18 protein-coding genes and 1 pseudogene are annotated in these 26,758 nt (G+C 70.0%); 8 read left to right on the top strand and 11 right to left on the bottom strand.

Annotated features, from left to right (window positions below):
* Nucleotides 1-23 precede the first annotated feature (23 nt).
* From AB0927_RS26755 to AB0927_RS26785, 7 genes are all read right to left on the bottom strand, one after another.
* Nucleotides 24-1,298 carry a hypothetical protein gene (locus AB0927_RS26755; protein ID WP_366670264.1) on the bottom strand — a complete coding sequence of 425 codons (1,275 nt, stop codon included), beginning with the start codon at nucleotides 1,296-1,298 and terminating at the stop codon, nucleotides 24-26.
* A 50-nt stretch (nucleotides 1,299-1,348) separates the two neighbouring features.
* Nucleotides 1,349-2,545 carry a HAMP domain-containing sensor histidine kinase gene (locus tag AB0927_RS26760; protein WP_366670265.1) on the bottom strand — a complete coding sequence of 399 codons (1,197 nt, stop codon included), beginning with the start codon at nucleotides 2,543-2,545 and terminating at the stop codon, nucleotides 1,349-1,351.
* A 50-nt stretch (nucleotides 2,546-2,595) separates the two neighbouring features.
* Nucleotides 2,596-3,249, bottom strand: coding sequence for a response regulator transcription factor (locus AB0927_RS26765; RefSeq protein WP_366670266.1), 654 nt, complete (start codon nucleotides 3,247-3,249; stop codon nucleotides 2,596-2,598).
* A gap of 182 nt (nucleotides 3,250-3,431) precedes the next feature.
* Nucleotides 3,432-4,763 (bottom strand): MFS transporter, encoded by a 1,332-nt coding sequence (locus tag AB0927_RS26770; protein WP_366670267.1) that lies wholly within the window; start codon nucleotides 4,761-4,763, stop codon nucleotides 3,432-3,434.
* Nucleotides 4,760-5,971: a type III PLP-dependent enzyme gene (locus tag AB0927_RS26775; protein WP_366670268.1), complete on the bottom strand. Its 1,212-nt coding sequence runs from the start codon at nucleotides 5,969-5,971 to the stop codon at nucleotides 4,760-4,762. The genes AB0927_RS26770 and AB0927_RS26775 overlap by 4 nt, the downstream gene beginning before the upstream one ends.
* Nucleotides 5,968-7,683 carry an IucA/IucC family protein gene (locus AB0927_RS26780; RefSeq protein WP_366670269.1) on the bottom strand — a complete coding sequence of 572 codons (1,716 nt, stop codon included), beginning with the start codon at nucleotides 7,681-7,683 and terminating at the stop codon, nucleotides 5,968-5,970. Before AB0927_RS26780 ends, AB0927_RS26775 begins: the two co-directional genes overlap by 4 nt.
* A gap of 113 nt (nucleotides 7,684-7,796) precedes the next feature.
* The gene (locus tag AB0927_RS26785) at nucleotides 7,797-9,383 is read right to left on the bottom strand and encodes an IucA/IucC family protein (RefSeq protein ID WP_366670270.1); all 1,587 of its coding nucleotides are present in this window, start codon (nucleotides 9,381-9,383) and stop codon (nucleotides 7,797-7,799) included.
* 565 nt (nucleotides 9,384-9,948) lie between these two features.
* Here AB0927_RS26785 and AB0927_RS26790 point away from each other — a divergent pair.
* Together AB0927_RS26790 and AB0927_RS26795 are read left to right on the top strand one after the other, a co-directional pair.
* Nucleotides 9,949-10,716 (top strand): response regulator transcription factor, encoded by a 768-nt coding sequence (locus AB0927_RS26790; protein ID WP_366670271.1) that lies wholly within the window; start codon nucleotides 9,949-9,951, stop codon nucleotides 10,714-10,716.
* Nucleotides 10,713-12,242, top strand: coding sequence for a HAMP domain-containing sensor histidine kinase (locus AB0927_RS26795; RefSeq protein WP_366670272.1), 1,530 nt, complete (start codon nucleotides 10,713-10,715; stop codon nucleotides 12,240-12,242). The genes AB0927_RS26790 and AB0927_RS26795 overlap by 4 nt, the downstream gene beginning before the upstream one ends.
* Nucleotides 12,243-12,520: 278 nt before the next feature.
* Here the strand turns inward: AB0927_RS26795 and AB0927_RS26800 are convergent, their stop codons facing one another.
* Together AB0927_RS26800 and AB0927_RS26805 are read right to left on the bottom strand one after the other, a co-directional pair.
* A complete protein-coding gene (locus tag AB0927_RS26800) occupies nucleotides 12,521-12,685 on the bottom strand; it encodes a hypothetical protein (protein WP_366670273.1) in 165 nt (54 codons plus the stop codon).
* 131 nt (nucleotides 12,686-12,816) lie between these two features.
* On the bottom strand, nucleotides 12,817-14,070 hold the full coding sequence (locus AB0927_RS26805; RefSeq protein WP_366670274.1) for an MFS transporter: 1,254 nt from the start codon (nucleotides 14,068-14,070) through the stop codon (nucleotides 12,817-12,819).
* A gap of 527 nt (nucleotides 14,071-14,597) precedes the next feature.
* Here AB0927_RS26805 and AB0927_RS26810 point away from each other — a divergent pair.
* The 5 genes and pseudogenes from AB0927_RS26810 to AB0927_RS26830 form a co-directional block, all read left to right on the top strand.
* Nucleotides 14,598-15,545, top strand: a complete 948-nt coding sequence (locus AB0927_RS26810) for an ABC transporter ATP-binding protein (protein WP_366670275.1) — start codon at nucleotides 14,598-14,600, stop codon at nucleotides 15,543-15,545.
* Nucleotides 15,542-16,384 carry an ABC transporter permease gene (locus tag AB0927_RS26815; RefSeq protein ID WP_366670276.1) on the top strand — a complete coding sequence of 281 codons (843 nt, stop codon included), beginning with the start codon at nucleotides 15,542-15,544 and terminating at the stop codon, nucleotides 16,382-16,384. The genes AB0927_RS26810 and AB0927_RS26815 overlap by 4 nt, the downstream gene beginning before the upstream one ends.
* 55 nt (nucleotides 16,385-16,439) lie before the next feature.
* Nucleotides 16,440-17,726 carry a histidine kinase gene (locus tag AB0927_RS26820; RefSeq protein WP_366670302.1) on the top strand — a complete coding sequence of 429 codons (1,287 nt, stop codon included), beginning with the start codon at nucleotides 16,440-16,442 and terminating at the stop codon, nucleotides 17,724-17,726.
* Nucleotides 17,723-18,391 carry a response regulator transcription factor gene (locus tag AB0927_RS26825; RefSeq protein WP_366670277.1) on the top strand — a complete coding sequence of 223 codons (669 nt, stop codon included), beginning with the start codon at nucleotides 17,723-17,725 and terminating at the stop codon, nucleotides 18,389-18,391. Before AB0927_RS26820 ends, AB0927_RS26825 begins: the two co-directional genes overlap by 4 nt.
* 165 nt (nucleotides 18,392-18,556) lie before the next feature.
* Nucleotides 18,557-18,661 (top strand): annotated as a pseudogene (locus AB0927_RS26830) (IS5/IS1182 family transposase); the annotation flags it as partial.
* A 289-nt stretch (nucleotides 18,662-18,950) separates the two neighbouring features.
* Here the strand turns inward: AB0927_RS26830 and AB0927_RS26835 are convergent.
* Nucleotides 18,951-21,140 (bottom strand): hypothetical protein, encoded by a 2,190-nt coding sequence (locus AB0927_RS26835; RefSeq protein WP_366670278.1) that lies wholly within the window; start codon nucleotides 21,138-21,140, stop codon nucleotides 18,951-18,953.
* Between the two features lie 1,175 nt (nucleotides 21,141-22,315).
* Here AB0927_RS26835 and AB0927_RS26840 point away from each other — a divergent pair.
* Entirely contained in the window at nucleotides 22,316-23,551 is a 1,236-nt protein-coding gene (locus AB0927_RS26840; RefSeq protein ID WP_366670279.1) for a hypothetical protein, read from the top strand.
* 197 nt (nucleotides 23,552-23,748) lie between these two features.
* On the opposite strand, the gene AB0927_RS26845 is transcribed toward AB0927_RS26840, so the two are convergent.
* Nucleotides 23,749-26,667 carry an NACHT domain-containing protein gene (locus AB0927_RS26845; protein WP_366670280.1) on the bottom strand — a complete coding sequence of 973 codons (2,919 nt, stop codon included), beginning with the start codon at nucleotides 26,665-26,667 and terminating at the stop codon, nucleotides 23,749-23,751.
* Nucleotides 26,668-26,758: the final 91 nt, after the last annotated feature.

Genomic DNA, 26,758 nt, shown 5'->3' on the forward strand with positions numbered 1-26,758 from the left:
GATACCGGCGCCGCTCAGGTCTGTCAGCGCATGTCTGTGAGGAGGGTGTTGAGCTCGGCTTCCTGTTGCGCCGGCGGCATCGGCGGGTTCGGGTGGTCGATACCGAAGGTCTTCAGGACCTGGTCCATCTGGGCGTCGATGAACGTCCAGCCGGTGTTGTCCAGCGGCTGCAACGACGCCTGGTCGGCATCCCAGAGGTCTCGCAGCGACTGGGCGGCGGCATGGGCCCCGGTCGCGTTCCCCGACCGTGCGTCCTTGAGCGAGGTCGAGGCGAGTGCCTTCAGCGCGTCGACCTTCGCGGGCGGGAACTTCTTCACGGCCTGGCCGGGGGCGAGGTGCACGGTGGAGGTGGCGTCGGTCTCCGGGGCCGGGCCGACGTGCGGCCGGCTGTGCGCCCAGACCAGCAGGCCCACGGTGGCGACGGCGAGCAGGGCGAAGCCCGCCAGCGCAGTGCGCTCCCTGCGCGGGTTGGCGGTGGCCTGCGGGGTGTGCGTAGCCTCGTCGGTCTCGGTCACGTCGGAGCGCGTCACCGTCAGGTAGATGACAGTCGCCAGGATCAGGCCGAGGAAGATCAGGCTGGTGGTGAAGGTGCCCAGCGCAAGGCCGGTCGGCTCGCCCGGTTGAGCGACCTTCGGGGAGGCGAGCCAGTCGCCGATGTTGGCACCGAGCGGCCGGGTCAGGATGTAGGCGAGCCAGAAGGACAGCACCGGGTTCGCGCCGGACTTCCACAGCAGCGTGATCGCCGCGATGAGGCCGAGCGGCAGCAGGACCGAGACTCCCGGGCTCCAGCCGGTGAGTTCGAGGGTCCAGTCACCGGTCGCGGTGCCGAGCGCGAAGGTGACGAGCACGGCGAGCCAGTAGAACGATTCACGGGGCAGCGTCGTGACCGAGTGGATCGAGAGGGTGCGCTCGCGCAGCCACCACACGCCGAAGACAACGGCGAGCAGGACCGAGAACACGGCGGAGCTGATCCACAGCGGCACGTTGAGCTGGTCGGTCAGGATATCGGTGTACAGCGTGCCCGTGACACTGACAACGACCACGGTCAGCCAGTACGGGAACGGGACGTACCGCTTCAGCCGCAGCTGGGCACCCAGAACCACCACGAACACCGCGGTGAAGATCCAGGCCGTGTTCACCAGGCCGACGCCCAGCTTCATGTTGATCCAGTCGGCGAAACTCTCGCCGACGGTCGTGCACAGGATCTTGATCACCCAGAACCAGACGGTGACCTCGGGAACCTTGTTCAGCATCAGCCGCCCGCTGCGGCGCGTGCGGGCTTCGCTCGTCATTGTCATGCGACGAGGTTGGCTCGGCCAACCTGCACACAACCTGACTGCGCGATCGCCTATGGCGTGGGGAAGGTCACCTCGACGCGACCGTGACCATCCGCGATCGCACGGACTGCCACTCCTGCGGACGCGGCGAGACGCCTTACCACGGCCAGCCCCAACCCGTGCCCGTCGCCGCTGGTCACACCGGCCTCGAAGACCCGATCGACCTCCGCCGGATCGAACCCCGGGCCATCGTCGAGGACATCGATCACGACGCCCTGGGGCTGGACGCGCGCCGTGACCCAAACGCGCGAGCTCGCATGGCGCAGGCCGTTCTCCAGCAGGGGCGACAACACAGCCACGACGAGTTCGGTTGCCACGGCGACGTCGACATCGGTCGGGACGGCGAGTTCGATGGAGCGACCGGCTATCGCCTGTCGCGCCGCCGTTCTGAGATCGCAGCGGGTACCGCCGTCGATCCGGGTGCGGGCGGCACTCAGAATCGTCGTGATCGCCGCGGTCAGACGGTCGACCTCGGTCAGAACAGCCTCTGGTGCAAGATGGTGATCGGAGAGTTGCGCCAACTGTGCCTCGCCACGCAGGGCCGTCAGGGGCGTCCGCAACTCGTGGGCGATCTCATCGGTGAGCCGGCGCTCGTCCGCGAGCGCGTTGTCTATGCGGTCGAGCAGGCGATCGAGAGTTCGCCCGAGCTCCCCGAATTCATCGCGCGGAACGCCGAGGTCGAATCGGCGCCCGGGTTCGTGATCACCCCAGTCGTCGGCAAGAGCGGCCATCTCGTGAACCACCCGCAACGCACGACCCACCACGAGGTACGCGACGACGCCCGCCAGCAGGATCGTGATGCCACCCAAGATGAGCGACATCGCCAGGCTGCGCTGCTCCGACGTCTCGTACGGCGTCAGGTCCACCCTCACGACCGTCACGACGCGGTGGCCTTCGAGCCGGATCGGCTGGGCATACAGCAGGTATCTGCCGATCGTGGTGGTCTGGGACCGCGCGGAGCCGGCAAGCGCATCGACGCGGTCAAGGAGGCTGCCCGGCACGATCCCGTCAACGAGCTGCCCATCGGCATACACCCACGAGACCGTGTCCAGCGCTTCGTTGCCGCTCTCGATCAGCACGACGTGGCCACGGCGTACGGTTACGTTCGCCGCCACCGCCTCCGCACGCGTATGCGCCAGAGCGTTCGCGTCGGCGTCGGTCACCCGGCTCAGCAAGACATGCGAAACCACCACCAGCACTGCGGCCACCGCTGTTGCGATCAGAACCGCAAGCGCGACGACTCTCCCACGGAAGCCCGTCACTCCCATCGATAGCCGACCCCACGGACCGTCGCCAGGCGATCGGCCACGCCCAGCGCACCGAGTTTGGTCCGCAGCCGGCGCACGAAGGAGTCGAGGGTGTTGTCGCTGACCTGCGCGCCATGCGGCCAGCCGGCAGCGACGAGGGCGTGGCGGCGTACAGCGTCGCCCTGTGAGGCGATGAGCCTGCCCAGCAACCGGAACTCGGTCGGCGTCAGACTCTCGCTCGCCGAACCGTGGATCACGACATGTTTCGCCGGATCGAGAACGACGCCCCTTGGCGGGGTCGTCGCGGTTGTTCTGCGCAGCAGGGCGCGGACCCTCACCAGCAACTCCGGGATGTCGAACGGTTTCGTCATGTAGTCGTCGGCTCCCGCCTCGAAGCCGCCCACCTTGTGATGCATGCCGTCCAGAGCGGTGAGCATCAGGACGGGGGCATCAACGCCGCGTGCCCGCAGCGCCAAGCAGACATCGCGACCGTCGGCGTCCGGGAGTCCGAGATCCAGGACGACCAGGTCAGGGACTGGATCAAGGTTCCGCAGCAGGCTGTCCGCGGTAGGAGCGACCGCGACCTTGTGGCCGTCGTGCTCGAGTGCGCGCTTGAGTACGTCGCGGACCGCCGCGTCATCCTCGCACACCACGATAAAAGCCACGCGCCGACCCTAGGTATTCCAGTGAGAGTTCTCCATTCTCCCTGTTCAGGGTCCTGCCGGTGCGCGATGTCCGTAACGGTTTCGCGCACTCGCACATCGTCATGGGCGTCCAGCCGGTGCCACACGGCTCGGCTCACCCGGCGTGATCGCCACGATCTTGATCGTCCAGAGCAATGCGCCGATCAGGGGGCCCTGCCGGAATGACCGGCCGGAGGCGTGTCGGGGAGTGGTGCGCCGAGCGGTCCGGCAACCTTCCTAGGGCGATCCAGCCCTCGGCGCTCGGCGATCAACGCCGAGAGAACGAGCGCGGAGACCGTCGAGACGATGCCGCCGAGGATCAGGGTGGAGCGGGTACCGAAGGCGTCGGAGACCATGCCGACGAGGGGGGCGCCGATGGGTGTGCCGCCGAGGAGGACGAGGAAGTACACGGACAGCACGCGACCGCGCAGGTGCGGCTCGGCACGCAGTTGGGTCAGTGCGTTGGCGGTGGTGGTGACGGTGACCGCGGCGTAGCCGGTGGGAATCAGCAGCGCCATGAACGTGCCGTAGCCCGGCATCAGGCCCAGCGCCGCTTCCAGCACTCCGAAGACCGCGGTTGCGGTGACCAGACGCCGTGCGGTGGGAGGCTGACCGCCGTGGGCCGCGAGCGCCGCGCCGATGAGGCTGCCCGCGGCGTAGGCGGCCGAGAGGCAGCCGAAGGCGGCGGCGCCGGAGTGGAAGACCTTGGTGGCTACGAGGGAGATGGTGACCTGGAAGTTGAGGCCGAAGGTGCCCACGACGGCGATGAGCGTGATCGGCAGCAGCATCTCCGGGGTGGCGGTGATGTGACGGAACGCCTCGGTCAGCCATGGACCGTCGCGCCGCGGCCCGCTGGGCTCGCGCGGCGCGCCGGGGGGATCGGTGATCAGCCCGTACAGGACCGCCAGGTAGGAGACGGCGTTGATGAGGAAGACCGGGCCGGTGTCCATGGCGGCGACGGTCAGACCGGCCGCGGCGGGGCCGAGGATGCGGGCGACGTTGAACTGGGCCGAGTTCAGGCTGACCGCGGCGGGCATCCGCTCCCGGCTGACCAGTTCGGCGATGAAGGCGTTGCGGGCGGGGCTGTCCACGGCGGTGGCGGTGCCGAGGGCGAGGGCCAGCGCGTACACGGACCACAGGTTCACCGCCCCGGTGACGGTCAGCAGCCCCAGCAGCAGGGACTGCACCGCCATGGCGGTCTGCGTGATCAGCAGCAGGCGACGCTTGGGAAACCGGTCGGCCAGGACACCCCCGCTCAGGCCGAACAGGGTCTGGGGCAGGAACTGCAGCGCGGTCACGACACCGACCGCGCTGCCGCTGTTCCCGGTGAGGTGCAGGACCAGCAGATCCTGGGCGGCACGCTGCATCCACGTGCCGATGTTGGAGGTCAGCTGGCCCAGCAGATACCGGCGGAAGGGGCGGACGGTGAGCGTGTCGAGCGCCGCGCTCGAAGCCTTGCTTCCCCTCTGTTCGCCCGCTTGGTGATCCGTGCTCATGCCGTCTGGAAGGCGCAGGCGTCTCCGACGGGAGCGTCGGCGCCGTCGACGTGGTGGAAGGTCGGGTGGGGGTGCATGAGGAACTCGTGGTGGGAGATGTTCCATGCGTAGGCGCCGGCCATCGCGAAGGCGATCCGGTCGCCCACCCGCAGCCGGTCGACCATGGCGCGTCGGGCCAGGACGTCCTTGGGCGTGCACAGTTGCCCGACGAGGGTTACCGGCTGGTCGCGGGCCTCGGGGCGGGCCCAGGGGTGGTGCCAGGAGTCGTCGGGGACGACCTCGAAGGGCTGGTCGTGCTGTTTCGCGGCGGGTGTGCGCAGGTGGTGTGTGCCTCCGCGCAGGACGGCGAACGCCTCGCCGCGGCTGGACTTGATGTCCAGGACCTGGGTGACGTACCAGCCGCAGTAGGCGGTGACCGAGCGGCCCGGTTCGATCCGCAGCGTCAGGTCGGGGTGGCGCTCCAGTGTCCGGCGCAGTCCGATCCCGAAGGCCGGCCAGTCGAAGACGTCGCGAGGGTCGGCGTAGTCGACGCCCATTCCGCCTCCGATGTTGACCTCGGTCAGCGGGATCCCCCGTTGGTGCGCCCAGCGGTCCGCCCAGCTCATGACCTGGTCGACGAGGGCCAGGTGGGCGCGCGCGTCGAGGCCGCTGGCCAGGTGGGCGTGGAGCCCGTGCAGCCGGATACGCCCGTCGGCGGCGATGATGCGCAGGCATCGGTCCAGTTGGGAGGGGTCCAGACCGAAGGGGCTGGGCCGACCGCCCATGGCCAGCGCGGCCGAGCGGACCACTACCGGTACGTTGACGCGCAGGAGGACGTCGGCGGTACGGTCGCCCAGCAGGGTCGTCAAGGTGCGCAGCTCGTGTTCGCTTTCGATGTGGAGGCGTTCCGCCCCGGCGTCCAGGGCCTGGGTCAGTTCGGCCGGGGTCTTGCCGGGGCCGCCGAAGGCGATCGGCGTGTCGGCGAGGAGGCCGCGGATGTGGCGGATCTCGCCGCCCGAGGCCACCTCGAACCCGTCGATGTGCTCGGCGAGGGCACGCAGCAGGCGCGGGTCGGAGTTGGCCTTCGCCGCGTACAGGAACTGGACGCGCTGCGGCAGCGCGGCCCGGATGGTGCGGGCGTGGTCGCGTAGGCCGGGCAGGTCGTAGACGTAGGCGGGCAGGTCGTCGTCGGCCAGTTGGTGGACGTGGTGCAGCAGGGCGGGTCTCACAGGGCGACCTCACGGGGGAAGTCCGCGCCGAGCGGGCTGGTCAGGGGGACGTAGGTGGCGTGCCGGTCCGCCTGGCGGGCCCAGCGCAAAAGGAGGTTGGCCTTGGCGGGCAGCGGCACCCCGCAGAGCAGGGCACGGAGCCGTGGCGGTTCGGCCGCGGTGGCGGCGTAGGCGCCGAGGTGGTCGCGGACCAAGCTCCACAGGGCCGGCTCGCGTGCCGGATCGAGGTCGGCGAGGGCGCCGAGCATTTCGGCGACGTGGTTGACCAGGAGGCAGTACGCGACGCGGTTCCAGCCGCGTTCGGCGTCGTAGGTGAGGGGCCCGCTGACGTCTTCGGGCAGAGCGGCGAGGGCGCTGCGGTGGTGGCGGGGCAGGAGTTTGGTGCCCTCCAGGTCGCGAAACAGCATCTGGGCGGGCATGCCCTCCGCGTTCACGCCGACGATGACGTTCTGCAGGTGAGGTTCCAGGACGACGCCGTGGTCGAGGTAGGCGGCCAGCACTGGCGGCAGCAGCAGCCGCAGATACGCGTCCCACCAGGCCAGGAGGTCTCCGTCACCACGGGCGAGCAGGCGGGAGACGTGGGCTTCGCTGGTGGGGTACTCGTCCGCGACCGCGGCGGCGAGCAGGGGTGTGACGCCGGGACGCAGGTGAGGGCGCAGGCCGGAGCGGAGGATGACGCCGAAACCCTCCAGCAGGGCGGTGTCGTCGTCGACGGCGAGCGTGCGGTAGCCCGGCTCGGCGAGCAGTGCGCAGCCGGGGAAGCGGTCGGCGATACGGGCCATGACGGGCTGGACCAGCTGGTTCAGGGCGACCGCACCGGACAGTTCGTAACGGGCGTGCTTGCGGACGCAGTTGGTAAGGCGGACGTTCAGACTGAACTTCAGAAAGGTGTCCGCGTCCGGCTGGTACAGGGTGCGCACCGATGCGGTCGGCACCCACGCCGGCCCGCTCAGGCCGGTGTCCACGACCTCGCCCGCGTCCATCGCCGCGCGCAGCAGGTGGTGGTCACTCAGGAGCCGGAACTGCCAGGGGTGCACCGGCAGCGTCACGAAGTCCGGGTCCGCCCCCGGGCACAGTGCGTCGAGATCCCTCAGGTCGCCCTCCTCCCGCACCAGGTGGCGGCGTACGGCCAGATGGCGAAGCCGGAAGCGGGCGCCGGTTTCCGGCCCGTAGGCCAGCCAGTCCGCTGGGCCCCCGGTGCGGGCTTTGGGTGTGGGGTGAAAGCGGTGGCCGAACACCAGGGCCTGTTCCGAAGCGAGGTAGAGGTCCGTGTGCGGGGTCGCGCCGGCCCGGTGCTCCAGGGCCGTGCGGATGGTCTCGCGGCTGTCGCGGACCTGGTCCAGGAATTCGTCGTTGGCCGTGCCGGTGCGCTGCTCCAGTTCGTCCTGGACGTAGCCGGCCAGTTCCTGCCAGCCGATGGTGCCCCAGCCGTCGCTGTCGAGCCGCTCGGCCGACCCCTGGAAACGGTGGGCGCCGATCAGCGAGACCCTGCGCAGTCGGGCGCGCAACAGCAGGCCACGTCGGGGCAGGCGCAGCAGGAGGTGGTCCTGGTCCACGGTCACCTGGTGCTCAGGAGCGGAGACCTCGCGGATCAGGCAGTTGAGCAGTGTGTGAGCGGTGACGATGTCGGCCGTCTGTGTGGGGCTGTCGGTTGCGGTGGCGGCGGTGACGGTCGTGGTGGTGTCGCTGGGGGCAGTGGTGGAGGTGGTCATGCAGTGGCTCCAGTACGTCCGAAGTCGTGTGTCGGTCGTCGGCCGGCCGTCGTGCGGCCATGAAAGGACCGCTTGGACAGGCCCTTCCATGGCCGCACCCGGGGCTGCGGGGGTCAGCGGTGCTGCGCGAGAGGATTGGGGACGGCAGTCCACTGCGCCGTGCCGGTGTCCTCGGCCAGACGCATCGCGATGGTCGCCTTCAGTGGCAGTGTGTCGCCGAAGAACGCTGCCGCGTCCCCGTCGTCGGGCAGATGGCTGTACACGCGGCGGCCGGCCTCGGCCACCGTCTCCCACAGCGTCCCGGGATCCGCGGCCCGCGTGCGGGCGAGCACGTCGACCAGTTCGCTGAAGACCCCGCTGAGCAGTCCGCCGAACAGCTTGGTGCGCAGCGCGTCCATGTCGTCGCCGGCGCGGGTGCCTTCCAGCGGCGGCAGCGTGAACCCGCAGGCGGCCAGCCGACGGGGACTGACCCGTACCCCGTCCAGGTCTCGGTACAGCACCCGCACCGGCCGTCCGTCTCGCAGGACCACCAGGGTGTTCTGGCCATGGGCCTCCAGGGCCACCCCCATGGACAGCAGCGCCAGCACCGGAGGCAGTACGAGTTCCGCGAAGTCCGCCAGCCAGCGCACAGGATCACCTGCCACGACAGCGGCGCCGGTGGCGTGCACCGCCGTCAGCGGAACGGCGATCTCGCCGTCGTCGAGGTGGTACTCGGTGGACTCCCTGACCATCGCGGCCAGGCTCGCGGACGCCTGGCCGTCCACCCGTACCGCGCCGCCGCCCAGTTCGCGCAGGACTCGCAGGCTTCCGCCGACCCCGGCCTTGTCGACGACCGCCGAGACGAGCTCCGACAGGGGCGGGCCGTCGGCGAGCTCGACCGGTGAGATGGTGCGGCGGTAGTTGGTGACCTGTACGTCGAGCGCGGTCTTGATGTGGCAGCCCGCGAGTCCGGCCGACGGCGCCAGGGTGCGCAGCGACAGGAGCGGCCGGGCCGGCAGTGTGTGCCGCGTCAGGGTGAGGTCGCGGTGGCGTACCAGCACGTGATCCCGCTGCCAGGGATGCACCGGGACCAGGAACGTGTCCCCGTCCCGCAGCTCCGCGGGCCACGTGCCGGCTTGCTGCAGGCGGTCGGCCGGGACGGCGAGCAGGGCCAGCTGGACCACCGGATGGTGTTCGGGCGCGTAGGCGAGCACTTCGGCGACGGACATGCCGGTGCGGGTGCGGCAGCACGGGTGCTGGGGGTGGCCGTCGACGACCGCCTGCTCCGCGTCGGCCGAGTCGCGCAGCCGAGGGGGGCCTCCGGTGTTCGCGGCGCGGGCCAGGGCAAGGTTGACGACAGAGTTGTCGAGCTCCGCGGCGAGCCGGCTTGCCGCGGCGGTGCGCGACTTCAGCTGCGCCAGCAGCTCTGCCGGGCCCCGGAGAGGCCCTTCGGGCCCCATCACGGTGAAGTCCTCGGGAATCCGGGCGAACCGCTGGGCACACGCGTCGGACGCGGCGAGACGGCCGCCGCTGTCCAGAGTGACCACCAGCGTCTCCGCCTCTCGCCGTCGGCCGGTCACTCCGGGAACCGGCTCCCGGGCGAAAGCGCCCCACAGCCGGCCCAGCACGGTGGCACGCGCCGCCGGGAGCGCGTGCATGAACGGCTCGACAAGATCCGGGCGCACCATGCGCAGCTCTTCGACTGCTTTCTGATACATCATCACCGTCCCGGAAGAGAAGGAGACGGCCGATTCGTAACCGCAATTGAGTCTGTGTTTGGCATCCCTGTTTCCAGACATTGTGTTGGCGGTTCCTTCGCTTGACACGCCTGTGGCCCGCCGCATTTCGACAGTACGGGGAAGCGTGTAAGCGAATTCACAGCGCATATACAGCGAGCGCCGCGAGGAAGGGAACATGCCGGGAGAACTGCCTGAGCTCCGGAACTTTCCTGTCCCGCGTTCGGATCGAGGCAGTTATCACGCCGCAGCAAAGAACGGACAGTGGAACAGCGGCTCTTCCACGAGGTCAGGCTCTTGGTCACACTCCATGCGACGCGACCGACATCAGGGGCTCTTAACTGTTTGCTGACCAGCCGCTATCGACACACTGGATGTCCGGGCACTCTCCTGGCCCTCCGACTGCGCCGTCCGGTGGAATTCCAAAGAGCCCATCGGGGGCCTCACCTGCGCCGACGTCACGGAACTGACTCGAACAGGATCACCGCCACGGGGGAACGCACCGGCGATTGGCCCGCACGGTGCGCACGCCGTTTGTGAGCCTGACCCCATGCACGTTTTGTTGATCGAGGACGACGACCGGGTGGCCGAACCACTGATGGAGGGGCTGTGCCGCTTCGGGTTCACCGTGGAACACGCGCGGACGGGTGCCGACGGCCTGTCTGCCAGGGAACCGGAGATAGTGCTCCTGGACCTGGGGCTGCCCGACATGGACGGCATCGACGTCTGCCGGGAACTGCGGGCCCGTTCCGCCGTCCCGATCATCATGATCACTGCCCGGGACTCCGAAGTCGATCGCGTACTCGGCCTGGAACTAGGCGCGGACGACTATCTGTCCAAGCCGTTCGGGACCCGGGAGCTGGTGGCCCGGATCCGCGCCGTCACGCGCCGGACCCGCGCTCCGTCCCCCGGCCCGGGCGGTCCCGTGGCGGAGTCTTCCAACGGCCCGGACCGGGGCGGTGTACCGGGCGCCCAGCGGATCGGGCCCCTGACCATCGATCGCCGCACCCGTCAAGTGCACCTGCACCAGTCGCCCATCGCCCTGGCTCCCAAGGAGTTCGACCTCCTCGTCTGCCTCGCCGAGGACCCCGGAGCCGTCTTCTCCCGCCAGCAGATCCTCGACACCGCCTGGGAGCCGCACTACTTCGGCCCGACCAAGACGCTCGACGTCCACATCGCCGCCCTGCGTCGCAAACTCGGCGACCCCTCCTGGATCGAGAACATCCGCGGTATCGGGTTCCGCCTCGTACCGCCGCCGGCAAGGGCCGACACCACCTACCAGGCACCGCTCGAACAGCCACGCGGAGGTGCCCTATGACCCGCCGCCTCCTGCTCAGCTACCTCAGCCTCATGGCGCTCGTCCTGCTCGCCCTCGAAGTGCCGTTCGGTTTCGTCTACGCCCGCAGCGAGCTGAACCGCTTCTCCCACACCGCGGAACTGGGCGCGGTGACACTCGCCTCGGTGTGCGAGGAGAAGCTTGAGCACGGGCTGGCCTCCGATCTGCCCCAACTCGCCCGCGCCTACGCTCGGCGCACCGGCAGCAGCGTGCTCGTCGCCGACCGGAGGGGCATCGTCCTCACCGACACCACGACCGCCCACGCCGTGGGAAGGAACCTCTCCTCCGAACCGGACATCGCCGCCGCCCTCAGCGACCGGCCCGCCACCGGCATCAGCCACGACCTCGTCCCAGGCGGCAAAGTACTGTTCGCCACCGTGCCAGGCACCTCCAGCGACACGGTGCCCTGCGTCGTGCGAACCCTGTACTCCCTCGACCCACTCGCCCAGAAGGTCCGCGCCACCTGGATGGCGCTCGCCCTGGTCGGGCTGGGCGTGCTGGCCATGGTCGCTCTCATCGGGTTCGCATTGGCCCGCTGGATCACCCGACCCCTCCGCGCCCTGGAATGCGCCACCAGGCAACTCGCCAACGGCCGACTCACCGACCCTCCGGCCACCGACCGCGGGCCGCCGGAACTGCGACAACTGGCCACCTCCTTCACACACACGGCAGACCGGCTCCAACATCTGCTCCGCGCCCAGGAAGCCTTCGCCTCCGAGGCGTCGCACCAACTGAAGACCCCGCTGACCTCACTGCGCCTGCGCCTTGAGAACTTCGAGCCCCATCTCGCCCGCTGCGCCCAGCACAGCCTGGGCGAGGCGATCGGCGAAGTGGGGCGGCTCAGCCGCATGGTGCAGGGGCTGCTCGCCCTGGCCCGGCTGGAGAACTCGGCGATCACACCGGAGGTCATCGACCTGGACGCGGTCGTGGCCGATCGCGCGGACATCTGGACGGCGTTCGCCGGTGAACAGCACGTCGACATCACCGTGGCCGGAACCCCGGCCGGACCGGTGTGGGCAGTCCCGGGAGCGCTCGAACAGATCATCGACAACCTGCTCTCCAACGCACTGCGGGCGTCTCCTCCCGGCGGCACCATCACCCTCGCCACCGCACCGGCACCCACCGACTCCGGCCGTACACCACGCATGGCCGAGCTGCACGTGGTCGATCAAGGCCCAGGCATGACCGAGGCCGAACGGCGACGCGCCTTCGACCGGTTCTGGCGTGCCACCGACGCCCACCACGACGGCACCGGCCTCGGCCTGTCCATGGTTCAGCGGCTCACACAGGCGGGCGGGGGCGACGTCACACTCGACGCCGCACCCCACGGCGGCATCGACGCCCGCGTCCGGTTCCGGCCCGCACAAGACGCCCGCATCCGAAGACATCCCGTGAGCCGCGCCGGGCCACCGCACCTCACCCGTGCCGGGGCCGCCGACAAGGAACACGGGCAGGCGCACCTCCTGGACGATGGCGCGGGCCACCGGGCCCAGCCCGACGGTCCCTAGGCGATCCCTAGGCGACCGCCCTCGCCGCGGCGGCCCCGGACCGACGGGCAGGCGGTGACGCGATCCGGACTCGGCACGCGGCTCGCGACACTGGTCGTGAGTGTCTTCAGCCCGGTCCTGCGGGCGACGACCAGCAGTTCGATGACGAGGTGGAGGATCGACCCGGCGGCAAGGCCGAGGAAGGCGATCGACAGGGTGCCGTCGACCAGGTGCCGGCCGATGAGCGTGCCGAGGAAGGTGGGACCGCCGCCGATCAGGCCGAGCCACAGCAGGGTCGGTCAGGACAGGCGTTCGCCCTCGGCGGCCAGGGGGCGCGAGCCCGCCCGGCTGCGGGTCCTCTGTGCCGGCTCGGCGGTGGCGGCGGCACCGGGCCCCCCGAGCCGGGTGGAGGAGGCCCGGCGGCGGCTGACCGAGGCGCCGTGGTGGACGAGACCGTGCGCCACCTTCCTCACCGAGTTCAGCCGGTCGAGACCGACACGCTCGCGACCGGAAGGGCAGGTCCGAACCCCGGATCGGCAAGAAGCGGCAGCGGCCCCGGACGGTCGTGGACGTGCTGCCGCTTTCAGCCGCAGGCTCACCCACGGGGAGACACCCGCGTACCTGACCGCGCGGCCCGGGTGGTCCACAGCAGGACAAGCGCCGCGACCTGGATACCGGCGACAACGATGACCAGAACGGGGACGGAGACGTCGTACAGCGCCCCGGTCAGTGTGCCGCCGGCCAGCGCGGCGACGCCCGTGATCCCGGCGAAGACGCCGTAGGCGGTGGCCCGGCGACCGGCCGGTACCAGATCGGCGACGGTGGCGCGCAGAGTGGACTCCTGGACACCGACAGCGGCCCCCCACACCAGCGCACCCACCACCGCGATCCCCACCGTGTCGGTGAAGGCGAGGGCGGGAACGGCGGCGGACAGCAGCGGAAGGACGACCAGGACCCGGGCGCCGAACCGGTCGTACAGCCAGCCCGTGGCCAACGCCGCCAGCGCGTCCGCGGCCATGGCCGCCGCGTACAGCACGGGCACCGTCGCGGTAGCCAACAGATGGCGGGTCACCAGGTGGTAGGAGAGCACACCGAAGGTGGCGAAACCGGTCAGGGTCGCGGCTGTGAAGGCCGCGTAGGCCCAGAAGGATCGCGGCAGCCCCGAGTCCCGGGGTTCCACGGGGGAAGGGGCTTCGGACGCCGGTGTGCCGGCGTCCGTCTCGTAGGCGATCGGGTCGGGGACCCTGGCCCGCAACCACAGCAGCAAGGCGATGGCGGCCACGCCGGGCAGGGCGAGCACTCCGAGTGCGGGCGCGTAGTCATCACGGGTGAGGGCGAGGACGCCGGCCACCGTGAGCGGACCGAGCAATGCGCCGACCTGGTCCATCGCCTCGTGCACGGCAAATCCCCGGCCCCGCCCGGTGGCGGCGGTGGCGTGTGAGAGCAGCGTGTCCTTGGCCGGAGAGCGCACCGCCTTGCCGACCCGTTCGGCGACCACAAGAGTGCAGGCCACCCACAGGACGCCGGTCAGACCGAGCACCGGAACGCTGACCGCGGTCAGGACGTATCCGGCGATCGTCCAGGCCCAGAAACGGCGGCTGCGGTCGGCCAGCGGACCGGAGACCAGCCGCAGTCCGAGCGCGGCGGCCTCCCCCGCCCCCGTGACCACGCCGACCACGGCCGCCGAGGCTCCCAGGTGGGCGAGCAGCGGGCCGGTGATCGAGCGGGCGCCCTCGTAGACATAGTCCATGAGCAGGCTGACGGCCCCGAACGCCACCACGAACCGCCACGGCGACAGGCGCCGGGCAGGTCCGTCCGGCGGTACGGACGCAGTGCGGGCGGGCTTCACATGTCCTCCCCCGGAGGTTCGCCCCGCGTCGCCAAGGGCTCGGTGGCGCGGGTGCGGAGTCGGCTTCGGGAGCACCAGGCACGCCCTTCGCGGTCAACGTAACAGTGCCGGATGGTGCCCGGCAGGCACACCAGGCCCGGCATCCGGGCCGTGGACTCGCCCGCCGCCGTGGGCGGAGGCGTGGGACGAGGATCGTTTCCGGCCCTGCGAGGACGTCTCGGACGTGACATGGTCGGTCTGCGCCGCCGTCTCGCTCGGGCGGCCGGGCATCCGGCCGTTTCTGTCGGCTGCCGCCGAACAACCGGCCCCGGCCCGAGCCCGCCCCGGGTGTGCCCGAGCGCCATCCAGTCGGTGAGCACCTTGATGATCCACGACATGGTGAGTTCTTGGAGTCGCGTAGTACCGCGGTACCACGTGCGCGCTCCGTTTCAGCCTCCGGTACCACCGAGTCGGGCCGATCGGGGACTTAGCGTTGCGGGATGAGGCGTCGGATCCGGCGGACGCCGAGCCCGGGAGAAAGAACGCCCATGATCGACGCGCAGCAGCTGACCAAGAGGTACGGGGAAAAGACGGCCGTAGACGGCCTGGACTTCGTCGTGAAGCCAGGCACGGTGACCGGCTTCCTGGGGCCCAACGGAGCGGGCAAGTCCACGACGATGCGCATGGTCGTCGGACTGGACGCCCCTACCAGCGGTTCCGTCACGGTGAACGGTCACCGCTACGCCCGGCACCGGGCACCGCTGCAGGAGGTCGGCGCCCTTCTGGAGGCGAAGTCGATCCACCCGGGCCGCTCGGCCTACCACCATCTCAGGGCATTGGCGCTGACGCACGGCATCCCGCGCCGCCGGGTCGACGAGGTCATCGAACTCGCCGGGCTCGGCAGCGTGGCGAAGAAGCGGGCCGGTGCCTTCTCCCTCGGTATGGGCCAGCGACTCGGCATCGCCGCGGCGATGCTGGGCGACCCACAGACGGTCATGCTGGACGAACCCGTCAACGGGCTGGACCCCGAAGGCGTGCTCTGGATACGCAACCTGCTGACGTCGCTCGCCGAGGAGGGACGCACGGTGTTCGTCTCCTCGCACCTGATGAGCGAGGTGGCACTGGTGGCGGACCATCTCATCATCGTGGGGCGCGGCCGGTTGCTGGCCGACACGACCGTGCGGGACCTGGTCCACCAGGCGGGGGGCGACACCGTGCAGGTGGCCACGCAGGACCCGGCCCGGCTGCGGGACGTCCTGGCCGGACCGGGCGTCGACATCACCGGACGCATCGGTTCAGAGGAACTGCAGGTGACCGGCCTGACCGCCCGCGAGATCGGTCTGAAGGCCGCCGAGCACGGGATCGCGTTGTTCGAACTGAGCACACGCCAGGTGTCGCTGGAGCAGGCGTTCATGGATCTGACCAGGGATGCCGTGGAGTACCACGGCTCCACGACCGGCACCGAGACCGTCGAGCCCCTTGAGAGGACCGCGTGACCACCCTCACCGCCACCACCACCGACACGCCTCCCGCCGCCCCCTCCCGCCCCCCTTACCGGGTGACCGGGCCGCGCGTGCTGGCCTCGGAATGGGCCAAGCTCTGGTCCCTGCGGTCGACCTGGATCACCCTGGGACTGGGACTGCTGTTCCTGATCGCGTTCGGACTGATCGCCTCCAGCCGGTACAAGTCCGGGATCGGCTCCGGCCACATGGACGGGGACTTCGCCCATTCGACCGCCGTGAGCCTGTCGCTCTTCGGAACGAACTTCGCCCAGCTCGCGTTGGGCGTCCTCGGCGTGCTGGTCACCGCAGGCGAGTACTCGACCGGCATGATCCGCTCCACCCTGGCCGCGGTGCCGCGCCGGCTCCCGGTCCTGTGGTCCAAGGCAGCAGTGTTCGGCCTGGTCGCGCTGGTCATCGGAACGCTCGGCGTGTTCGTCGCCTTCCTCTTCGGCAGCCGCATCGTCTCCGGCACACCCGCCGCCATGGACTTCTCGCATGCCGGCGTCGTACGCAGCCTGCTCGGCGCCGGCCTCTACCTCGGACTGGTCGGCGTGATCGGTACCGCCCTGGGCGCCCTGCTGCGCTCGGTGGCCGGCGGCATCTCCGTACTCGTCGCCACGCTGATGCTGATTCCCGGCCTGGTCTCTCTGCTGCCCAGCTCCTGGCGCGACGACATCAGCCCTTATCTGCCCAGCAACGCAGGCGAGTCGATCTTCGCCCTGACCCGCGACGCCACCAGCCTGTCGCCCGGGGCCGGCCTGCTGGTCTTCCTCGGCTGGACGGCACTCGCCCTGGCCGGGGCGGCATACCGGCTGCTGCGCAGCGACGTGTGACGCCCTGCATCATGAACACGTGATCCCCGTGACCTCCCTGACCCCCGAGGCCCCCATGCCCACCGAAGACATCGGTGGCATGGGACCGCTGGTCGCCCGGTTCTCCCGGGCCGGCCAGCGGTTGCGGCATGCCGACCGGGCGTATCCATGGGTGCTGGACACCGCGGTGGTGGTGTTGGTCTTCCTGATGTTCTGCCTGCCGGACCTGCTGCACGCAGGTGGCGGCGACGGCGACGGGCCCCGCCGGTTCCGGCTCGCCTTCATCCGGCTGCCGGTGGCGGGGATGCTCGCGCTGCAGGCCGGGCTCGTACTGCCCCTGCTGTGGCGCCGACGCGGCCCCGCGGTCGCTTTCGGCGCCGTGGCCGCCGTGTTCGTCCTGCAGTGGTCGCTGGGTGCCGCGCTGCGCGCGGACGTCGCCCTGTTCATCGCCTTGTACAGTCTGGCCCTGCACGGGCGGCTGCGGCAGTTGCCCTGCGCCTGCGGGGTCATGGCGGCCGCGTTGGTGCTGGTCGCCCTGCGGGCATCGGCGGCGGTGTCCGTCGGGGACGCGCTGTTCTTCCTGCTGAGCACGGCGACCGCGGCCCTCGCCCTCGGTCTTGTGGTCCGGATCCGCAGGGCCCAGGTCGCGGGGCTGCGGGAGCGGGCGGCCCGCCTGGAAATCGAACGGGACCAGCGCAGCCGGCTCGCCACCGCGGCCGAGCGCGCCCGGGTGGCCCGCGAGATGCACGACATCGTCGGCCACAACCTGTCCGTCATCATCACCCTCGCCGACGCCGGGGCCTACGCCACCGCCGCCGCTCCAGAACGGGGCAGGGAAGCCCTCCACCTCATCGGCGACACGGGCCGGCAGGCCCTCGGCGAACTGAGACGTGTGCTGGGCGTCCTGCGGGAGGCGTCGGACGGCCCGCGGAACGGCCCGGAACTCAGCCCGCAGCCCGGCCTCACGGACATCGACGAACTGTGCGAGAGGGTTCGAGCCGCCGGCCTGGAGGTCGTCTACCGGACCGCCGGTGACGTTGACGCCCTGGACAACGGGGTCCAGCTGACGGTTTACCGCATCGTTCAGGAAGCCCTGACGAACACACTGAAACACGCCGGAGCCGACGCACGTGTGAACCTGGCCATCGTGGTGAAGGACATGCGGCTGACCCTCACGGTCCAGGACACCCGCCCGGCCGGTGCCTGCCGCCGACCTGATCCAGCGAACGAGGAAGGACATGGTCTGGTGGGCATGCGAGAACGGGCCGCTCTCTACGGCGGGAGCCTCAGCGCAGGCCCTTCCGGCGGAGGATGGACAGTCGAGGCCGTCCTCGACCTCACCCCCCAAGGCGGTGCCCAGTGACCACCGTGCTCATCGTGGACGACCAGCCGCTGCAACGTTACGGCTTCAGACTGCTCCTCGACTCCGTTCCCGAGACGGAGGTCGTCGGCGAGGCCGCCCACGGCGGAGAAGCGGTCCGCAAGGCAGCCGAACTCCGCCCCGACGTCGTCCTCATGGACGTCCGCATGCCCGGCATGGACGGTATCGAGGCCACCCGCCGCATCACCGCCACGGGCGACCGCTCCCGCGTCCTGGTGCTGACCACCTTCGACCTCGACGAATACGTCCACGCGGCCCTGCGCGCCGGAGCCAGCGGCTTCCTCCTCAAGGACGCCCGCCCCGAGGAACTCCTCGCCGGTATCCGCGCCGTCGCCGTCGGCGACGCCGTCATCGCACCCTCCCTCACCCGGCGCCTCCTGCACGAGTTCGCCCACCTCCTGCCACCGCGCCCCGGCGGCCCCGCCGAAGACACACGACTGAGCTCCCTCACCGACCGCGAACGCGAGATCCTCGTCGCCATCGGCAAAGGCTGGAACAACGGCGAGATCGCCACTCACTTCGTCCTGTCCGAGTCCACGGTGAAAACCCACGTCGGCCGAGTCCTGGCCAAAATCGGCGCCCGCGACCGCGTCCAAGCCGTCATCTTCGCCTACGACCACGGCCTGGGCCGCCCCCATGCCGAGTGAGCCGAGGTAGACGCACCGACGTGGCGGCAGAAACAGGGCCCCGCGCAGCGCCCCGCGCCGGCAACACGACCGAGTCCGCTGCGCAGCCGCTGCGCAGCGATGCGCAGCGATGCGGAGCGGAATCGGGCGCGCGCGACGATGAAATGCCCGGAGCCGTGACTCCGGCCGTACCCACGTGCGCTCGCTGCCCTCGCCCACCCGCGCAAGCTCGACATCCTGGCCCAGACCGCCGCAGGCTTCGGCATATCCGTAAGGACCGCCCGCGCCTACACCGCCGCCGTACGGCTCCTCACCAACCGTGGAAGCGGCGGGGACCAGGTCGTGGGGCGCCCGTCAGTCGAGTGCGCCGGCCCCGGTCGCCGAGACAACCCGCGGGTAGACCCGGAGACCGGCACTTTCCTCCCTAGGTCGTGGTCTGGGGCATCCGTCCGACCCCGTTTGCCCCTGTCGTAGCCGAGGTGGAACGCCTCCTGCCCAGCCGCGTCGAAGGTCGTGCCCCGGGCCGTGGGTGAACGGGTTGTCTCAGCGCGCGAAGGTGCCGTCCGCGGGCAGGGCCCGCTCACTGTCGGGTATCGCTGCCTGCGGCGAGCGGGACGATCACGTTCGGTGCGATGCCGACGACGTGGGTGTCGATGTCGTGCAGGTAGAGGCCGGCGAGGTCCGCGTAGTACGCGTCGGAGGGGTTGCCTCCGGAGAGGTCGGATGCCTTCACTGTCGGCGAGGTGTCGGTGCCGTCCGTGGAGACCGCGGCCGCGAAGTCGAGTACCTGCGTGGGGTAGTTGTCGAGCAGGTAGCCGTTGACCTGTTCACGGGCGGCTTCCTGGGTGGCGGTACCTGGGTGGGCAGCGGTGAACGGAGGGATGGTGGTGAGGTAGACGGTGAGGTTGGTGTTCTGCGTGACCGGCTGCCCGTTGGCGTACGCCAGTCCGTCGTCGGTCGCATACGAGCTCAGTTGGGTGTTGAGTGCCTCCAGTCCGCTCTCGACCTTCGTCGCGCACGTGTTGGCGACGCTGGTGCAGTTGAGCAGGTCGGCGGCGCCTGTGGAGACGAGGACGGTGCGTACGTTGGCCTGGGCCAGGACGTTGCGGTCCAGGGGGTTGAGCGCATTCACGGGGGTGTCGCTGTTGGTGATCTGCGGCAGCAGGCTGTTGTCCAGGCTGGTGCTGTCGGTGCCTGCGTTGAGGATGCCGTAGTCGACGGAGCCGTCGCCGTTGGTGTCGGTGGCGATGGCGTCGGTGATGGCGTCGCTGAGGTGGTGTCGGCCGTCGCTGGTTCCTGTGTCGGCGTTGACGTTCTGGTCGCCGTAGAGAACCAGGGAGCCGGTGGGATCTGCGGTGGGCGTGGTGACGTCGATCGCGGCCAGGTACGGCAGGCCGGTGTAGGTCGTCTGCGTGAAGTCGCCGCCGACGGTGTCACCGGTGCGGTTGGCCGCGCTGCTGACCCACACGGGCGTCCGGGCCATAGCGTGGCCGGGCATGGCGGACACCGAGCCGTGCACCTGCACGCTGACCAGCAGGGTCGCCTGCTGTGGGACGTCCAGTGTCACCGGGTCGCTTGTCACGTCGGCGCCCGCCGGAATGGTGACGGAGGCGGCACCGCCGAAGGCCAGTGTGGTTGGTGCCGTGGCTGCCGTTGCGCCGCCCGCGGTGGAGTCCTGCAAGGCGACGGATGCCGCGTCGAAGGTCACGGGGGCGGTGCCCATGGCGTTGGACAGGTGGATGCGGACGCCGTTGCCGCCATCGGTGCCGATGCTGACATGCGCCGGGATACGCAGCGTCTGCCCGCTGACGGTGGCGGTGCTGCCGCCGGACTGCTGCACCTGGGCGGTGTCCTGGACGGAGGACCAGGTGCCGACCCAGTGCTGAGTGCTCGTTCCGCTGCCGGTGACGGCCAACGGGCGTATACCGAGGCCGAGGATGTGCAGGGCGGGCTGGCCGGCCTGCACCCCGTTGGTGAACAGGGGCAGGGAGATGCTGCTGACGACGGAGCCGGGGCAGACCAGCGGGACACTGACGGCGTAGATCTTCGGGCCGGAGCCCGGGCTGGTCTGGGTGTTGTCCTTGTGGTTCTCGTGGACCAGGGTCAGCGAAGCCGAGGTGGTGGGTCCGCTGATCCAGTCGGGCACGGTGTCCAGCTGGTATGTCTGGTCGGCGGGGTTGCCGTCCGGGTCCAGGCAGTTGTTCTTGGCGTAGGTGATGGTGCCGGTGGCTCCCTTGGCCGCACCGCCGGTGGCGAAGGCGAGGAAGACCACCGCGTCACCGGTGTTCACCACGCCGCTGTCCGGGACGGTGATGGTCTGTCCGGAGGCGAGCATGTTGTCGTAGGTGCCGGTGCCGAACTTCGGCAGTGTGACGGTGGCGCCGTCGACGGTGACCGTCTTGCCGCTCTGCCAGCCCGAGGTGCTCGTGAGGTCATCGGAGTTGATGCTGTTGCCGGAACCGTCGGCGTCGGCCGAGCTGGTCGTGGTGGGGTACGTGCTGGTGGCGGTGTTGTTCAGGCAGCTACTGGTGGTGTTGATCGCGCACGTCGGAGCCGGTGCGATCCGCGGCACGTCGACACCCGCCTGGAGTCCCGAGGAGCTGGGGTTCTTGCGGGCCAAAGCGTGGACGCCCGTGGCGTCGACCGCGCGCGTGGACAGCGCCGGGGCGTGCGCGGTGGTCATCGTCCTGCCCGTGCTTACCGTGGACTCCGCGTGCGGCCGGGTGGGGGCGTCCGGCGCCGCGTGGGCCGCCGCCGAGCTCAGAGACACGACGGCGAGAGTCGCGGCTACCGCGACCGCGACGGGTCTGAAGGTGGAATGTCTGGATGCCCGCAAGGCTGGGCGAAAGGCTGACATCGAAGTTGGGGTCCTTCGCGGACTCAGGCGGCCCCCCCTTGGGTCCGCGCCGCCTCACATTCTGAATCAAGGACAAGCGGGAACCATCGACAATCCACCGACAAGCCCACGCGGCTGGCTCGTTCTTGACGCGTTCGCCTCGCCGGTCTCGATATCTGAATGGCCGCCCAGACGGACACGTTCGACCGCGCGTCTACCCTCAGCGACAAAGACACTGAAGTCTGGCTGTTCACCTAAAGGTTCAACGCCCTGCGGGACGGCGCCTTGCCGGTCACACGTGGCCTCAGACATGAGCTGGGAGGTGCCGGATGAACGCGGGTCGTCTCTGGATGTCGGAACCTGCCCGCGGCTTCGTGGAGAAGCAGGATCCTGGCGGGCTCATCCGTCTCGGTCGTACGGGACTTGGCTGGCGGCTGGAGAATTTCGAAGGCCGGCTCAGATGCTCAGCCGAGGTTCTGCCGCATCTCGACGAGCGCCCCCGTCGGCTCTACCTGGCCAGCGAGGTTGCGGCTCACCGAACTGGCCGGAGAGCCGGTGCTTGCGAGGAGGGTCTGAGCCCCGGGAGCCGGTCCGGTGACCCACGGAACGCCCCCGCATCGGCGGGGAGGACCACGGCGGCCGACGCTGTCGGCGTCAGGTAGGACCAGCCTTGACGAGCGGCGCGTTGTCGCGCGGGCCCGCGTACGCGAGGGCGTTTGAACCCGCCCTTCGTCGTACGGGCCGGCAGGAAGACGGACAGTACCCGGCTGCCGGTGAACGCCGCGTCAGCAGCGGCTTGTAGGGGGCGGGGGGTGCTGCGCTCGTCGGCGGGCAGCAGCGTGCTGCTTCCCGCGAGAGGGTGCGGCGGTACGGAAGTGGCCTACGGCCGCCGCCCGTTGGGGGCAGGCTGCTCCCCCTCTCCCCCGGCATCCCGTGCCCATGCAAACGGCGCGGGAGGTGACGTCATGTCACGGAACGATTTCCGCCATGTAGCTCTTGTATACGACTGCCCCCGACGATGATCATTCCGCGTCCGACCACGTGCATAGTGGGGTGCACTCCAGCCAGCTGGAGCATGACAAGAATCAGCCACAGGGGGACCAGGCTCCATGCCATTCATACGCCGCCGCGGCATTGCGGCCGCTGCCGCCGTGATCGCCGCGCTCTTGGTGACCACCACGGCCTGCGACAGCACGAAGGGCGAGGGCGGCAACGCGTCCGCCTCGTCGTCGGACGGGGCGGGCCAGAACGATCCGGGCGTCGACACCGGACAGGACGGCGGGACGCCGCTCGGCGGCTACAAGCTGCCGGCCGGTGTGCCCACCGACCTCACCGGCCAGGCCCTGCAGAAGTGGAAGGACGGCGGCTGGAAGGACTTCAGCCACTGGAAGTCCAAGGCCGAGGACTTCACCAACCCGTACATCAAGGACTTCTGGACGCCGGAGCGGGTCGCCAAGGCCGCGTCGAGCATTCCCGGGGTCACCGTGGCGGACAGCACCAGCACCGGTGGTGGCGGCACCACGTACATGTACATGCCCGACGGTGCGGTGAAGCGGAAGTCGGCCACACGGGTCGCGACGACGTACCACCATTACGCGGCGCCCGTCGGCAAGCTTTTCTTCAGCACGCCGCAGGGTGACATGGTGTGCTCCGGCACGGTGGTCACCGACCCGGCGCACCCGGGCAAGTCCAATCTGGTGTGGACGGCCGGCCACTGCGTGCACGCGGGCAAGGGCGGCGGCTGGTACCGCAACATCGCCTTCGTTCCGTCGTTCGACAACACCGGCCAGTACACCATGGGTCAGGCCGGGCAGCGCATCCGCTCCACCGCCGTCTCGCCCTACGGCATCTGGTGGGCTGACTGGGCCACCACCTCCCAGGCATGGATCAAGGGCGGCGCCCATCAACAGACGGTGGCCTCGGCGTACGACTACGCAGTGATCCACGTGAAGCCGGAAAAGGGCCACAAGTCCCTTCAGGAGACGATCGGTTCGGCCCTTCCGGTGTGGTTCAACGCCCCGGCCGCCAACAAGATCAAGACCATGAAGGTGCGCGGCTACCCGGCGGAGTCCCCGTACGACGGCTCGAAGCTCTACGACTGCCGTGGCGCGACCAAGCGCGCGGTGCTCGGTTACAGCTACCCGAGCAATTACCCGGCGCAGTACATGATCGGCTGCACGATGAACGGCGGTGCCTCGGGTGGGCCCTGGTTCATGACCCACAACGGCCGTACGTACCTGGTCTCCGACAACTCCCTGAGCGACCGCCGGACCTTCGTCAGCGGTCCGCGCCTCGGTGCCAACGCCAAGCAGGTCTACCTGGCCACCAGCCGCAAGTTCGGATAGCCCCGACTCGACGCGGCCCCCGGCGTTCGGCGCAGGGGGCCGCGTCGTGCCTGGTCAGGTGAGTTGGAGGCCGCCGGTGTGCAGGAACCTCGACCGTGACAGGACTCTCCCCTGCCGGCCGAAGGCCGACCGCGGTTCAGTCTTGAGGCTGAGAACCACCGCCCGGGTTACTTACCTCCCTGGTGTTGGGGTCAGGACTACGGGGCCTCTGCCGGGTGAAGTGCTTTGCGTACGGCGAGGCGGAGCAGTCGGCTCAGCACTGCGGTGCCGTCGGAGGGGACACCCGCTGCGGTGTCGGAGTCGTAGTCGACCTCGATGAGGACGTTTCGGCAGAGCAGCAGGGCGTGCCCGTACGTCTCGTGCTTCTGGTCGTCGTACGTCGCGGTGACGGACGCGTGTTGCCAGTCGCAGGGGATGGCCAGGGGATCGGCGACGGGCGGGGTGCGGGTGTACGGGCGTGTGTAATCCACGAAGATGCGCCGTGCGATCTGGACGCCGCTCAGGTCGGGGGTCGGCTTCTCCGCATCGGTGGCCAGTGACAGGCGCGAGCGGTTGGCGTCGGTGTGCCAGCTGCACCACACGTCATCACGTCTGGGAATGGGCACGTACAGTCCGCCCATCTGTTGTGCCTCACGGTCACGCACGGGGTCGCCGTGGAGGGCCGAGGTGACCGTGTGTCCGTCGAGGAGAGAGCAGGCGGGCGGAGGAGCGGCATAGGGACCGGCTGGCCGGCTGATCCGGCTGACGGACTGCGTGATGTAGTCGCTCCCGAAGAACAACACGGTTCCTGTCAGGAGGAGGACAGGCCAGCGACCCAGCAGCCAGGGGGCCCGCGGCCACGGGTGGAGACGGCCCCTGCCGTTTCGGGCCGGCGGCGCTTCGCTGATCAGATGCTCCTGCAACCGCGCGTGGCGGAACTGGAACACCCCGCCGGTTTGGCGCAGTACACCGCGGACATGGGCGTCCTCAAGGAAGGCCATCGTCCGCCAGGGCAGCCGGCCGGTGGCCGCCAGAACGACGCGCGCCGCGGCGTGGCGGCCCCATGCCGTGTTGGTGATTCCCTGCAGGACGGTGATGACAAGAACGCCCGACACAACGGTGACCCACTGCGCCGGGCCTGTCACCTCCGCTCCAGCGTGGTCGCTCCAGGTGTGGAAGACCAGGATGGGCAGCAGCACCACCGCTTCCAGGCACCAGCGGCGCGGCCCGGTGACCGAGTGGTTGACCGCCAGGGCCAGGGAGGCGACCCGGTCGGCTCTCAGCAGGGAGCGTGGAGTGGCCGACGTCACGTCCGTCGTCATGCTCGGCGCGGCCCGCATGACGAAAAGGATCCCCAACATGATGGCCACGGGGACGGGGAAGCCGGTCGGATAAGGGTCCTTCTCACTAGGGATGTTGGTCAGCCAGGCGAAGCAGACGCCGGTGCCGCTTCCGGCGGCGCGCCAGGCGATCGTGGGCATGCGGCGACGCAGTTGCAGACGCGCGGGGAGCGGCTCGGTGGCGTAGACATCCACGAGGGCGACGAGCAGGGGAAGAACACCGAGCAGCGCCAGCGCGCCCCAGGGCGGGAGCGTCATGCCCCACCACCGGATGGTGCCGTGCGGCGGCAAGGCGGCGGTGAGGGCCACGGCGGCGCCGTAGACCAGGGTGACGGCCACCGCCGTCGCGGCCTTCGCCTGCTCGGAATACCAACGCCACCAGGCGAGTTCACCGCCGGGAACGCCGTGCCGGGCGGCGTCCTGTGCCAGCCGGCTCAAGTGACGTTCGGCGTCCTCCGCTCGCCGGCGGGACGGTCTGCCGACATCGGGCGGGGCCGTGTAGACGGCGGGGACGAACTGGGCGATGAGGTGCTTCTCGATCCTGGCTCTGCTCGGGAACGCGGCCGCGTCCAGCAGCTCGGCGGGATCGGAGTCCGTCTCACCGTAGACGCCGAGAGCCAGTCCGAGCATGAGTGGCGACGACAGTACGGCGCGCAGCCGCCGGGCATGGGGATCGTCGCCGTCACGGATGCGGCCGAGAACGGGCTCCCACTGCGGGGTGCCGTCCGCCCGTCTCCGCCGGGTGCTGGTCCTCAGGTACTCGCTCAGCTTCCGCACGGTCAGAGGCTGGAGCGTCACGGCCGCCGCGCCGCTGAGTACGTCGGCCCGGCGCACCGTGTTCCGGTATTCATCAGTGCGGCTGGTGACGACGAGATGAGTGTGTTCGTCCAGGCTTTCGTTGAGCGTCCGCAGGGCGACGGCCCGTCGCTCGGCAGGCATTTCGTCGAGCCCCTCGAGGATCAACAGGAGCCGCTCGGGCTTCGCCACCTCTTCGGCCAGTACGGTTCCGAAGCCGGTCGGTGCCGACAGTTCGGGGTGCTCGGTGGTGAGCCGCTGCGCGGCCCATCGCCACAGGCCCGTCTCGACCGGGTCCCAGGAAGCGAGGGGGAGGATCACTGGGACCCGGTCGGTCGGTCCTCGTCGCTCCAGGAGGCGCAGTCCGAGCCGGAGCGCCGCGATGCTCTTGCCCGCGCCCGGCTCGCCCAGGATCACCAGCCGTCCGGAGGGCACCAGGCCGTAGAGCCGGTCGATCTCGGCGACATCGCCGTCGAGGGGCAGGGGTTGGTCACTCCCTTCGCCGGTTCGGATGTTGGACCAGTGGTCGAACAGATCGCGCTCGGCGGCCTGGCACAGGACGGGCAGCAGGCGCGGGCCCTGTACGCGGCGCACGATCGTCTCGTCCCGCCACTGTTGGGCCTGCTCCCGGGCGAGCCCGCCGAGCACGCCGTTCACCGTGGCGCGCAGGGCGTTCTCGTAGCGGCCGCGCGACAGCTGACGGCTCTGCCAGGTCACCCATCCCACGGAGTACGCCGCCATCAGCAGCGCGAACCCGGTGACGACCAGCCAGGGCGCCCTGCGGCCGGTCGTGGCGGTGAGCCCCGTACTCAGCAGGAAGCCGCCAAGAGCCACGAGGACCGCCATGACCGCGCAGCGCCGGACGACCAACCAGCCGGACAAGGGCCTCAGATGGAAGGGGATCACCCCGTAGAGGTGCACGCGGCCGATGGAACCGGCCTGGATGACCGTCTGGGCGTCACCATGAAAGGTGTTGTGTACGCCGTGAGACCTGCTCCCCACGTCTCGCGCACCTCCACCATCTCCTGATCGAGCAGGATAGTACGCGTCCCCGGAGCGGTCCAAGTAGGCTGATTTTGCCTGGAGTTGGTAA

The sequence above is a fragment of the Streptomyces sp. NPDC048106 genome (genome assembly GCF_040706415.1).
Lineage (GTDB): Bacteria > Actinomycetota > Actinomycetes > Streptomycetales > Streptomycetaceae > Streptomyces.